The organism is Syntrophomonas wolfei subsp. wolfei str. Goettingen G311 (genome assembly GCF_000014725.1).
Classification (GTDB): Bacteria; Bacillota; Syntrophomonadia; order Syntrophomonadales; family Syntrophomonadaceae; genus Syntrophomonas; species Syntrophomonas wolfei.
Window position 1 is genome coordinate 2,092,734 of record NC_008346.1, and the last position, 12,808, is coordinate 2,105,541.

Annotated in this window: 12 protein-coding genes and 1 riboswitch; of the genes, 6 read left to right on the plus strand and 6 right to left on the minus strand. The window is 44.5% G+C overall.

Translation table 11 applies throughout. The features are described from left to right. Positions 1–206: 206 nt before the first annotated feature. A riboswitch (molybdenum cofactor riboswitch) is annotated at positions 207–327 on the minus strand. Between the two features lie 514 nt (positions 328–841). From SWOL_RS09465 to SWOL_RS09480, 4 genes are read right to left on the minus strand one after another with little or no spacing between them, the layout of a single operon-like run. Further along, complete coding sequence (locus SWOL_RS09465; protein WP_011641225.1) at positions 842–1,318, minus strand: 4Fe-4S dicluster domain-containing protein; 477 nt, start codon at positions 1,316–1,318, stop codon at positions 842–844. 19 nt (positions 1,319–1,337) lie between these two features. Then, entirely contained in the window at positions 1,338–2,576 is a 1,239-nt protein-coding gene (locus SWOL_RS09470; protein WP_011641226.1) for an NAD(P)/FAD-dependent oxidoreductase, read from the minus strand. A 5-nt stretch (positions 2,577–2,581) separates the two neighbouring features. Beyond that, entirely contained in the window at positions 2,582–3,088 is a 507-nt protein-coding gene (locus SWOL_RS09475) for a 4Fe-4S dicluster domain-containing protein (protein WP_011641227.1), read from the minus strand. Positions 3,089–3,137: 49 nt separating this feature from the next. Then, complete coding sequence (locus tag SWOL_RS09480) at positions 3,138–5,027, minus strand: aldehyde ferredoxin oxidoreductase family protein (RefSeq protein ID WP_011641228.1); 1,890 nt, start codon at positions 5,025–5,027, stop codon at positions 3,138–3,140. A 184-nt stretch (positions 5,028–5,211) separates the two neighbouring features. On the opposite strand from SWOL_RS09480, the gene SWOL_RS09485 reads away from it, so the two are divergent. From SWOL_RS09485 to SWOL_RS09490, 3 genes are all read left to right on the plus strand, one after another. Next, positions 5,212–5,436, plus strand: a complete 225-nt coding sequence (locus tag SWOL_RS09485) for a hypothetical protein (RefSeq protein ID WP_041427512.1) — start codon at positions 5,212–5,214, stop codon at positions 5,434–5,436. 311 nt (positions 5,437–5,747) lie between these two features. Then, positions 5,748–5,891, plus strand: a complete 144-nt coding sequence (locus SWOL_RS14380) for a hypothetical protein (RefSeq protein ID WP_155814192.1) — start codon at positions 5,748–5,750, stop codon at positions 5,889–5,891. Continuing rightward, complete coding sequence (locus SWOL_RS09490; RefSeq protein WP_041427513.1) at positions 5,881–6,141, plus strand: hypothetical protein; 261 nt, start codon at positions 5,881–5,883, stop codon at positions 6,139–6,141. Before SWOL_RS14380 ends, SWOL_RS09490 begins: the two co-directional genes overlap by 11 nt. A 130-nt stretch (positions 6,142–6,271) precedes the next feature. Here SWOL_RS09490 and SWOL_RS09495 read toward each other — a convergent pair whose 3' ends face one another. Beyond that, the gene (locus SWOL_RS09495) at positions 6,272–6,733 is read right to left on the minus strand and encodes a type II toxin-antitoxin system VapC family toxin (protein WP_011641230.1); all 462 of its coding nucleotides are present in this window, start codon (positions 6,731–6,733) and stop codon (positions 6,272–6,274) included. Next, a complete protein-coding gene (locus SWOL_RS09500; RefSeq protein ID WP_207635284.1) occupies positions 6,724–6,963 on the minus strand; it encodes a hypothetical protein in 240 nt (79 codons plus the stop codon). Before SWOL_RS09500 ends, SWOL_RS09495 begins: the two co-directional genes overlap by 10 nt. Before the next feature lie 760 nt (positions 6,964–7,723). On the opposite strand from SWOL_RS09500, the gene SWOL_RS09505 reads away from it, so the two are divergent. The 3 genes from SWOL_RS09505 to SWOL_RS09515 all read left to right on the plus strand — a co-directional run bounded on the left by SWOL_RS09505 (position 7,724) and on the right by SWOL_RS09515 (position 12,794). Continuing rightward, entirely contained in the window at positions 7,724–8,719 is a 996-nt protein-coding gene (locus SWOL_RS09505) for an SPL family radical SAM protein (protein ID WP_011641231.1), read from the plus strand. Between the two features lie 225 nt (positions 8,720–8,944). Further along, a complete protein-coding gene (locus SWOL_RS09510) occupies positions 8,945–10,960 on the plus strand; it encodes a serine hydrolase domain-containing protein (RefSeq protein WP_155814193.1) in 2,016 nt (671 codons plus the stop codon). Between the two features lie 352 nt (positions 10,961–11,312). Further along, positions 11,313–12,794 carry a methyl-accepting chemotaxis protein gene (locus SWOL_RS09515; protein ID WP_041427514.1) on the plus strand — a complete coding sequence of 494 codons (1,482 nt, stop codon included), beginning with the start codon at positions 11,313–11,315 and terminating at the stop codon, positions 12,792–12,794. The last annotated feature ends 14 nt before the right edge of the window (positions 12,795–12,808 follow it).

Sequence of the window (12,808 nt, forward strand, 5' to 3'; positions counted from 1 at the left end):
TTGGAATTGAACTATAAGGCAACTTCTCCTTGATTCAGGGCCCCATTTTGGGCATAAATATCAGGCTTAACCAGATTCCTTTGCGGAAACCCGGCAATGCTTGATACTTTCACCGCCGAACCCCTTTCCAAGGTTTAACGACAAGAAATAAAAATCGCGCTTCCCCTAAGGTTGTGGCCGTAGGGGGTTAGTATGGAAAAGCGTGATATAAATATAATACCGCTCCTTTCCTCATGATGGAGGCAAACCTGTTTCCCTGTTTACCCTAACGGCTAAGCCACCATGGCATTTCGCTTTAGGCGGGATAGCTCGGAGTTAAGCTCTTGAAAGCATGTTGAGTTTTTATATTGGATTAACAAACAATCCTCATTAAATATTTTATATTCGACTCTTAAATAAAACTTCCTGCTAAATTTTATAACTGGATTAATAATACTTTTCAAAAATCCAACGTAACTCTATCAAATCAAACATAATTTTTCTGATTCAACATAAACTTGGCAAACCTACCACGCTATTTAACCTAGTCCATATGTCTCCATCAAATACCTCGCAGCCAATAGCACATATATCACATTGCATATTAAGGCCTTCCAAATAATATCCACTTTCTGATTAATTTTGGTAGCGTGGCAAAAGTATCTTTTTTTTAGCTCTGGTAATGAGTAATTAGCCTGGTAGGATGCAGTAATAACTAGATATGTAGTCAGCTCATATAGTTGAAAAATGAATTCTGCAAGGTAACAAGAGGACACTTATTCTACATTCGATATATGGCGTCTACTTTGGTGAAAAAGACGAAAGGCGTTAAATTAAATCTGATTTATATGAGGATTATCTTCTACTTTTCGTGTTGTTGCCTTACACTGTCTGCAAAACCGCTACGTTTAATATCCACTGCAATTTCGCTGTCCACATACTCAATGGCACCAGTCCAGCAGAACTTAACACACTGAGGATCGCCTCCGCAGAGATCGCACTTAAAAGCTATACCCTTCGCTGCATTAAAATTCATATGTCCAAACGGGCAAGCCTGAGAACATTGGCGGCAACCAATGCAAAGTTCGGCTCGAATGCTGACATCGCCAGTCTCATGGTTTTTAGTTATTGCCCCCACCGGGCACACGTCCAAACAGGGCGGTTTTTCACAAAAGGCACAGGTAACCGGGACATTTAATGCTTCCCGGCGGTAACGGACTATCCTGATTCGAGAAAGGGCCGGGGAACAGGCATTTTCGTGGACTAATGAGCACACCATCTCACAGGTTCCACAGCCCACACATTTATAATAATCAATAAAAATCCCTCGTGTATCCATTTCCCAACCTCCTCCATTTTTATTGCAGATATTTGTCTATCGCCAGCATCCACGGCATATTCTTCAACAGCGCAGGGCTGTTTACAATCCGTTTTATCTCGGATGGCCTAATCATTTTTTTCATGAAGTAAAGTAGAGGCCCCATAGCTTCCATGCTGCCAACTGCTTGAATACCCATTATTCGCTCGTTCTTGATCAAGATACGATGGTAAGCATTCTCCGTCTCTTTCTCAATAATCTTTAGCCCTGTTCTGTCCAGTTCTTCTTCCAGCAGGCCGGCAGCCATGCATGGCTTCCCATATGCTTCTTCAGCAATTAGCTTGAGCGCTCCCGGGTAAACAATCTCCTCCCCAAGGCAGTTTCGCGCCGCGATTTCTGCCTGAGCTTTCGCGCAAGACCACAGCAAACACAAAGCGGGTTTGCCGGTAAGCAGATCCGAGGTCTCAACGCAATCTCCGCAGGCATATATTGCAGGATGGCTGGTTTTCATTTGCGAATCCACCTTTATGCCTCCCAGGCCACCTATTTCTATTCCCGCTGCTCTGGCCAGTTCCGTATTCTGACGAACGCCGGCCGCCCAGATGACAGCATCGCAACTAATTCTACGGCAGTCGGTAATCAGTCCTTCAACTCTATTTTTGCCAATTACTTCCCGGGCTTTTTCCCCGGTGTGTATCTCAATGCCGTTTTCCTCTAATATATTTCTTATTAGCATGGCCGGTTGCTGATCAAATAAACGCGGCATTATGCGGGGCATCATCTCGATAATGCTTACCTGACATCCCCTGGATGCAAGCGCCTCAGCCGCTTCAATACCAATGTTTCCTGATCCGATTACCGCAATGCGCCTGGGGTTGTAAGAGAGAATTCGGTCAATATCGTAAACAGATTTAATGACAAAATTACCGGGCAGCCCTGTTCCAGGAATATTCGGCAGTACCGGCCGGCTGCCGGAAGCTATGATTAAGCGGTCATATAACAGCAACTCTCCACCTGCGCTTACTGCCTGACGATCAGGTTTGATATCCTCAACCGCCTGACCCAGGCGTATTTCAACCCGGTGTCGATCTAACGAACTTCTAAGGAAAAGCTGGTCGCGTTTGATCCAACCGGCCAGATAATCGGGCAAGGCACATGCGGAATAAAAGGGTATTGATTCAGCGCCCAATATGGTAATTTCGGCTTCCGGATCGTAATTCTGTATGGTCTGGGCCGCCTGATTGCCGGCTGCACCATTGCCGATAATGATTATACGCAAAACACCTAATCCTCCTTCCCGGAAAACTTAAAGACCTCAAGCAAGGAGGTTCCAAACCTTTGCAAAGCTGCCTGATTGCGCTTTTTATCTGCTTGATCTCCCGGGTAGTCATAAGTCAAGGCCTGCTTGGGGCAATATTCAACACATAGCGGTCTTCCTCCACACAAATCACAATTAACCACTTTTTCCTTAATGACATCGAATACTGCTGCGTCAAACGGGCAAGCTAATTCACAAGCACGACATCCTATGCAGTGATATAAATCACGAACAGTTATATCACTGCCCGGTTGCTTGTAAATGGTGTTCATCAGGCAAGTCAAAATGCATGGCGCTTCCTCACATTGGGTGCAGCACACGGCATAGAAAGCTTCTCTTTCCATATCATTAATAATTTTGATACGACTTTGATAATGATTCCACTGCCCACAGTGCTCAAGTGCGCAAACCAACTGGCAAAGGCCGCAGCCATCGCAAAGCGAAGTATTGTGATATAATCTTTTCTGCTTCATACTATCTCCTCCACCAGCTAATCGCAAATCACTTATCACGGGGTATGGATTAAATACCGAGTCTTTTTTCTGTTTCCGGCAAAGGATGACCAGTGCCAGGGTCCCAGCCCCGGGCCTGCCAGTATTGCTCCAAAACAGCCTGCACTTTATCTTCATCCACAATATTGCCGGACTGGAGTTCACGGTAAAAGCGGCGCGGGAACTTGCTGTCACCGGCAACTTCTCCATGCCGGATGTTAAATAGTTTCATAAGATTCCAGGCTCTTTCCGAACCCATCATCAGTTCATCCGGACTCATAGGTATCCCGGTCATACAAGTATATATCTCGGCCAGAAGTGTGGGTCCTATAGTTTCCATTATCGGTGGTCGAATACATATACCGACCGAGTTGTATAGATTAATCAGGTCTTCCGCCCATTTGGACATAATGGCAATATCAACCGTATCACTTTCCAGGTCTATGGCTGCGGATTTTAAATTTTCAGGCATATCCAGGCGGTCATACATAGGCTTCTTAAATCCAAATCTCTCTTTTTGGTAATGATAAAGGTTTTCATTATAACGCAAATTTTCAACCGGATTGCGACAGCGTAGATGGTCCCCGCCCCGAATATTGGTAAGCATGCCTAAGGTCCAGGTTGACCAGCGCCCACGAGGATCGATCATGGGTACCTCCACTCCCTTGACATGAATAGCATAATCATCCGCTCCCGGCCAGTGTTCTGCTGCCCTTTTTACTCCTTCTGCCAGAATATCCCCGATTCCCTGCCGCAAAGATATATCCCTGAGCAAGGCAAAGGCAGCGTCATCATCCCCGAAAGCCAGCTCGTAACCCACATCATCCTTGTTGATGATACCTTTTTGATAGAGTTCCATGGCAAAAGCAATTACACTTCCTGAGCTGGACATATCGATACCGTAACGCTGGCACAGCTCGCTGGATTTGATGGAAGCCTCCGTACTCAGACCGACATTTGACGAATAAGATACAGTGGGGGTAATCTCCATATCCTTTACCAGCGTACCTGCGTATTTGCCTTCGTTTATTTCTGCCAAATGCCCACAGGCAATGATGCATGATTGACAGGCAATATGCCGGCTGCCGTATATATCTACTATTTGACGCCCGGCTTTTTGCTTCCAATCCGGTAAAGTCCCCCGGGAATAATTGTGTACTGATAAAGCATTAAATCCACCGTAGGGAATGGTGGCATTCATGGTCCCATAAGCACAAAATGCCTGGTAAGAAGATGCCGATTTTATTAACTTTTGCCCTTTGGCGCTTAACTCCAAGACCCCTTGGGGATCAGCGGGTACTATTGGTTTTGACCCTCTAACAACTACTGCCTTTAGCTTTTTGGAACCCATGACCGCCCCCATCCCGGTACGCCCAAATCCATCATAATATCCGTTTTCAATACTGGCAAAACGCACCAGGTTTTCCCCGGCCTGACCGATTAACATAATTTCGGCTCCATAGTGTCGAGCTTTAAGCAGATCTATACTCTCCCATGCATCTTTTCCCCATATGAAAGAAGCTTCTTTGATTTCGATCGTGTCTTCTTCGATTAAAAGGTATACCGGTTTTTGCGCCTGGCCTTTGATAATCATCCCGTCATAACCGGCACATTTCAAGCGAAGGCCTAAAAAGGCGCCGGAGTTTGATGATCCAAATCCGTTGCTTGCCGGGGATTTGGCTGAGACTTCCATGCGCGAGGCGGTTGGAAACGGTGTTCCGACTAAACAGCCGACACTGAATACCAAAACATTGTCAGGGCCAAGGGGGTCAGCGCCTGCGGGTATCTCATCATATAAGATCCGGGCATTAAATCCGATCCCGCCTATATAGTCCCTGGCAAGGTCCGGTTCGAGCTTTCTTGTCTTTATTTTTTGAGTACTCAGATTAACTTCCAGCATTTTTCCGGCATAGCCAAACATAAACTCCCCACCCTTCTCTTCATTATCAAGGCAGTTTATCTTTTCGCCTCGTATATTAATCAATCAGAAAAATAACAATTATATGTAAAGCCAATATTTATACAGCGAATTAAATTAGATTGTATACCAATTATATATTCATAAATGGGGATTTACAAACAATATTAACAACAATAATATTCCAATGCCTGGTATCGAAAATACCATTAATGAACCAATGGCTATAATTGTTTTTCTGGTAGCTATTTATGGCAAAGATGAAATCGGAAGCCCTCGTGCTTACCTGCAGTTTACCATGTACAACGAATGTTACCGGTTTTTGGCTACCACCAACCGACAAGTCTTAATAATAAATTTCGACAGAAAAAACCAGGTTCGCTCTGTAGAACTTCATAAAGAAGATTCATAGTGCTTAGACTCCGAGGACTGCAGGCATAAAGCTCAACGAAGTATTATCATTGACACTATTAATACCATTACCGAAACCTTAAAGAATTTATAATTCTTTCATTCCACCTCTATCTGGTCACATTAGTGTCCCCTACCAGGCACTATAATCAAGTTGGGGAAATAGTGGCGCTGTTTACCCCAGATGATTATTGGTCCTTGAAAGGGGGACAAACATATGTATAAGTTAAATATTATCGAGCAGGAACTGACCTTATCCTATTTTGAATTATTCAACCTGGAACAAGCTTCGATTTTGCCCTGGCTGATATAATGGCGCGGCTGGATGGTTTGGAGGAAAACGATGGGGTACTGGTGATTATGAGTATTAACCGCCTGGAAGTACTGGAGCAAGCTATTGTAGACCGCCCTGGAAGCATAGACATCAAAATCTACCTGGGTGAACTTGGCGTTTGATAAGATAGCCTTATTATTGGAAAAACGCCTGGGCAACTTTCCTCGCGATTTTAAAGATTTTGCCCCGGTCATACCAGCGCGAACACGCCTGACCGGGGCCATGACCGTAGAACTCTGTACTATGGTATTAAAAATGGCAGTTGAAAACTCGCAATCAGATAAAATATTAATCAAGCAACAGCATATAAAAGCCGCCCTGGAGGAGATTGAACCAGCCAACCGCCAGATAGTGGTAGGATTTACGGCTTAGGAGAATTTAAATAAGAGAATTAGGGGATGGTAAAACAGGTAATGATACCTCGGTATGCTATCCCCAGTATATTATGTTCTATTCTTCGACAATTCCTTTTCCAAACTACACTTTATCTGTTCCCGTTCTATCATTGGTCTTTAAAATCACTTTTAACCAGTTCATCTATTAAGACTCTTGATATATCAGCAATACCTTTAATTCTTTTATCATTAGTTAGAAAAACAGTACACTTGTTCATATATGCTGTACCCAAATGAATAGCATCGGGTAATTTATGCCCAGACTGAGCCCTTATCCTTGCTGCTTCTATCAGTATTTCACGGCTAACTGGCACTATCTCCAGTCCATTTGATGTTCGCAAGGCTTCCTGATAAATATCCTGGGCCTTATGGTTTTGCTCCATGATAGGTTTAACCAGTATCTCTGCTAAAGTCAACTCGCTACTTACTGCTTTAACAGTCCCCTGTTCGATTTCTTTAAACAATTCAGTTAGAAACTCCAGATATTCCGCATACCCTTCTAGAGCGTAAATGAAAATATTGGTATCCAGATATATGCGTTGACCCATCATTCTATTTATTAATCCCATGCGTCACGCTCTCCCCTGATAAACTCATCTGCCTCCCGGGGAGATAAGAAACATCCTTTAGCAGATCCAATAAAATTAATTAACGACCGGGGTACCGATTGTGTATTATCGCGTTCGACTACTATAGTTACTTCAACCGTAACCCCAACAGGTAATTCCCCTGAACGAATTTCAACCACCCCCCCGGGCTTAACTATAGTCTTTTCACGAATCGTATTTACTATGACCATAACCCCCTTTGCCTGGTTAAGAATATTACTGCATAGGTTTCTATGATTATATTATATAGCACCAACAAGTTATAAATTTATATAGGTCTATAATTAGATACTCGTAGCTTTATTTAGAATCTGTTCAGCTTCCTTTAGTACATTAATCGTTTTTTCCAAGTCAATTGTACCAGTACTATCCCATTACTGAAAGTAGTACCGACCGAAACTACTTTTAATCACCTCATATCTTCCGCAATAATCCATTACATACATCTTTCTCCGAAATATCTATATATCCTCTTTTCCTATGTATTACGCTTAAGCCATTTACCAGCGACAGTTAACTTTACCTAACTGGAATGATATCTATTCATTTGAGGATACTATAATCTGAACATTATTTTGGTTTTTACGGGTTTCGGTAAATGTGGCTGTATAACCCGATGCCTTTTTCCCGGCCTTATCCCGGTAAGTAGCGTCTTTATTATACGCTGATTGTAGTTAATCGGAGCCAACTTCCTTGCTTGCTTTGGCTTTGATTCATTTTTCATTGGTGGTTATGGCCCCCGACCGGGGTTAGTTTAAAAAATTATATTAGGAGCCTGAAAGTGTCAATTTTTCTACAATCCCCTTTAATGATTTCCATTCAATCATAATAAAAAAAATATACTTTATACCAGTTTGTTTGGTTTAGCGATTTCGTTCTTTCTGGTATCAGGTTTGACATTCAGTATATGAAGCACTGCCGCTTGAAATAATACTTCCAGGAGGTGGTGGCTTGTTTCCGGAAAAGATTTTTTATGAGCCCCCGGTTTTGCATTACGAATTGGGGAAGCAACTGCAAGAAAAATTTGCCCATATACCCTGGATAGCTATCGAAAACCATAATAATATCGAAGAATTGCGCAAGAATCCCAATAAAGAATTTGTGCACATGAAACGCTATTTGATCCTGGGAGTACGCAAGAGTTTAAAATATACTCCCAATCATAAAGTCTCGGATTTTCTGGTGCCCTATACCTCATCGGGCTGCAGCGCCATGTGTCTTTATTGCTATTTGGTATGCAATTATAATAAATGCTCCTATTTACGGCTTTTTGTCAACCGCGAGCAAATGCTGGATAAATTAATGAAAACTGCCAATCGTTCACCCGGGGATTTAACCTTTGAGATCGGCAGCAACAGCGACCTGCTTTTAGAGAACAGCATAAGCGGGAATCTGGAATGGACCATAGAGAATTTCGCCGGAAGTAAAAAAGGTTTTATAACTTTTCCCACCAAGTTCGACATGGTAGAAGCTCTGCTCCCATTGAATCATGGAGGCAGAACCATAATGCGCATGAGTGTCAATCCTCCACCGATTATTCAAAGGCTGGAGTTCGGTACCTCCTCCTTGACGGGCCGAATCCGGGCCCTGCAGCAAATGCATGATGCAGGCTATAAGGTGGGGATTTTGATAGCACCGGTAGTATTGCTGGATAACTGGCAAGAGCTTTATTCGCAACTCATTGAGCAGTTGGCTGACGAACTGCCGGATAAACTAAAAAGGGAATTGTTCCTAGAAATCATTTTTATGACTTACAGCTATATCCACCGGGCAATTAATGCCGAAGCATTTCCTAATGCGGTCAAATTGTATGACAAATCCCTTATGACCGGGCGAGGACGGGGAAAATACTGCTATCGCTCCGATATCCGCTTGCAGGCCGAAGAATACCTGAAGGAGCTCCTGGAGCAAAAGCTCAATGGTATACCGGTAATATATATAGTATAAGGCGGAGCGCCCCCTGCTTGGCCGATATTCAATTACACTTCTCCCGAGTTTGACAGTTGGGGTAAAAGAAAAACCAAATAGAGGCCAAAGATGCATCCCCCTGCCTGCCAAATATTTTTATTAACAGGCAGGATTAGCCATTTTTTTGTCTAAATTAAAATTTAGCAGATTTCGCATTAATCTCAGGGTAAAATAATGAGATTAAATTTAGAAGGGGGTTTTGTATTGAACAAATTTCGTGTTGTTGCAGCTTGCTTGATTGCCCTGGTGCTGGCGATCATGATACCGGCATCATTCAATGCCGCTGAAAATCCTGCTCTGAGCAATACCAGGCTTACCGCCCGCAGCGAGATATGGAAGGCCATCAACGCCGGGAATGCCGGTAGCGGCACCGTTGCCGTCATGGAGAACGGCAAAATCGTCTATGCCGAAGGTTTTGGCATGGCTGACCGGGAGCGGAGCATCTCCGTTGATAAAAATACCCTATTCAATATCGGCTCGATCAGCAAGGTTTATTGTGCTACAGCCATTATGCTGCTGGTAGATGAGGGCAAGGTAGAGCTCGACCAGCCGGCGACTGCCTACCTGCCGGAATTCACCATGGAAGATGAACGCTATAAAGACATCACCGTCCGAATGCTGCTCAACCACTCCTCGGGTTTGCCCGGCACCATCGCTCCCAATTGTTTTGGTTTCGAATATCATAAAGAATATTATCAGGATGTACTGGATACCCTGGCAAAATCTCATCTCAAGCACCAGCCGGGCGAAATGGCGCCTTATTGCAATGACGGTTTCACCCTGGCGGAGATGATAGTTGCCCGGGTTTCTGGAAAAGGCTACCTTCAATTTCTAAGTGAGCGGGTATTTGAACCCCTGGGCTTAAGCCATACCGGTCCGAATCTTGGTCAGCTGCAGGGATTAAAAGAGGGGTCTGCGGCCAGGTATTATACCGCTGACGGTAAACGCGATCCGCTGGAAGTAGTATCGCTGTGGGGTTCGGGCGGCCTGTCAGCCACGCCGGAGGATTTATGCAAGTTCGCCGATACATTTTCCGCTTCCGGTCCCCAGATACTTTCCCCGGCATCCCTGGCGGAAATGAAAAAGGGGCAACCCTCCGAGTCCTATATGCAATTCAAACATCCGGAGTTAAGTTTTGGATTGGGCTGGGATTTGACGGAAATTGCCTGCTATAAGGTAAAAGGCATAAATGTTTTGGGCAAGAGCGGCGGTACCGGCAACTATAGTTCGATGCTTTACACCATTCCGGATAAAAGAATATCGGTGGCCGTCATTTTTACCGGTTCCCAAAGCGGCGCGATGGTAATCGCCGCTTCCATCATGGAAGCTTTTCTTTGCGAAAATGGTCTTTTCGATAAAACACCTGCGGTGCTGAAGCTGCCGCTCAAAGCCCAGCCTCTTCCTTCTGAACTGGCGAATTATGAAGGTTATTATTCCAACGGCAGCGTTCTTATGCGCTTGAAGTTCGACCGGGCGGAGAATAAGCTGACTGTCTATACGCTAAACGGCGACCAGGAGACAGAAATCCTATCAGCGATTTATAATGATGGCTATTTTCACAACCAGGGAGGCAAGTACTATTTCATAACGCTGGGAGGCAGACAATATTTCGTACAGCATTCGGCTACATTCGCAATTGATATGATCATCGGCCAAAAACTGGAGCCTGTAGCCAAAACAAGCGAATTGAAGATAGCTGTCGATGAGCGGAAGTGGCTGCGGCGTAATGCCAAAGCCTACGAAGCAAGAATGCTGGTGTCGGAGCATATTATTACTTCGCAGCAGTTCAGTGAACTGCCGGGCTATATCGACTTCGGTGGCATAAAACGGGTCATATCCCCTGCATCTGCAGGAATGGCCATAAATTCCATGCGTGACCTGACCGAGCTCAGATTAAGTGAGAAGGACGGTATAAGCTGGGCCTGGGTTTCCGGGATGCTGTATACACCCGCCGATGTGGTTCAATCGCTGGCAAGCGGCGATACCAATATAACTATCGGCCGGGAAGGCTATAATGAATGGCGGAAGGTGGCGGAAGACAGCATACTTGATTTTCAAATTCCCAACAAAGGCCGTGTTATCGTTTTTGACCCTGCCGACCAAACCATTTACGATAGCGCCATAGATAGTGGTCCGGTACTGGCAACGACCGGCAGTTTTGTCGAAGTGGCCGGCAATCCGGGGGCTACCTTCAAGCTAAGCACAAGCAGCTCATTGTAATAGGATAGATAAAGGACCTTTCCGTCTGTATACAACGGATGGGTCCTTTTTGTTTTGGGCTTACAAAACAATTTCCTCTGTTTTTCCGGATAACCGCCAGACTTTTATTTTTAATATTTCCAGATACTTCATTATGTCTTTTTATTCATTAATATTGCATTCTATTACAATGCGTTTATATATAGTTAATTTTACCAGGAAACGATAGCAAAAATGCTGGACTAGTAACCTTTCCCTGCTTTGCCGATAATTTTAAAATTAGATATCATTTATTTCCACCTTTTTGTTGTATTATGTATATATGGTAAATGAAACGCGGGCTTTGCAGCCTGTTGTGAAGGAGGGAGAAAACATGACCAGCATTGGAATTATTGGAGGAGGCAAAGGAGGAACCACAATTCTGGGTGCATTCCATGAAATTGAGGAGTTCCGAGTCTTAGGCCTGTGCGATGTTAATACTAAAGCTCCGGGAATAAAGTTGGCCAGAGAATTAGGGGTTCCTGCCTTTCATGATTTAGGTGAGTTATTGCGCATCCCCGGGCTGGAGGTCATTATTGAGGCCACCGGCAGTGAAAAGGTACGGGAGATGGCCCTGGCTATGAAGCCGGCTTCCACTTTACTAATGGATTCCCATATGGCTAACATGATGATGACTTTCGTAGAAGGGCACGAACGGATTTTGAAAAAAGCCCGCAGCAAGAAAGAAGCTTTTCGGACATCGGCACCTTTTCTCACCCCTACCTACGGAAAAGATGGGGTTATCTATTTTACTACCAATACTGAGCGTTATGATTTTGTGGAAAACCACAACATGGATATTGCCGGTATACGAGTGGGAGAACCCCTGGTGAAAAACGGTGTCGTTCAACGCTGCATTCAAACCCGCCAAGCGATAAGCGAAACGGTAAATGAAAAGATTTACGGTATTAGTTTGAATCTATGGGCGGCTCCTATATTTGAGGATGATGATGAACATAATGCCGTGGTGGGAACATACGGCGTGTTTGCCCCCCGGCTTCACCCGGTAGTCAAAGCTTTCGATATTTTTGCGCCCATTATAATTGATTCCCAACCTGAAGGGGCCTGGGTAGGGGCCAGCGACACAGAGAAGGTCCTGTGCCGTATGGGCTCGGAGAAATTTGATACCAATGTGGTGGTTGGCTTGCCGATATCGGAAGTTAAGACCGCTATGCAAACCATGCAGGCCCAGAAAAGGGTACAGGTTGATATCAACACCAGGAAGCTAGGCAATATTCGCATGATAAGTATTCCGCTCTTTGATGAGGAAAGCGGTGAGTTGGTAGGAACCTTTGGCATAACCACGCCGCGCAATCTGGCCAGCAACCTGCAAAATGCGGCTGACAAACTGAGAAGCCATACCGATGATATGGCCCGGGTGATGCAGCAAATTGCCAGTTCAGCCGGAGAGATTAATATAACCGAAAGTAAACTGGCAGATATAATCAAATCTATACAGGAAAACTTAGAAAATATCGTTAGAGTATTGTCTTTTACCAAGGATGTAGCCAATCAAACCAAGATGTTAGGTATGAATGCAGCAATAGAAGCAGCCCGGGCTGGAGACCTTGGCAAAGGCTTCGGAGTAGTGGCCGGAGAAATCAGAAAACTATCCGATCAATCGAAGCAGACTGCTGATGAGATCGGTCAGTTAACCCGGGCCATTGAAATCAGGATTAAGGACGCGGTCGAAGCTTCACAGGGAACCGTTATGCAAAGTCAGGAACAGGCGGCGGCTACCCAGGAGGTTACTGCTACGGTCATGGAGATGTCTGAAGTAGCAGAAAAACTAGCAATTCTGGCTAAATCATTATAACGAGGTAAAAAGCA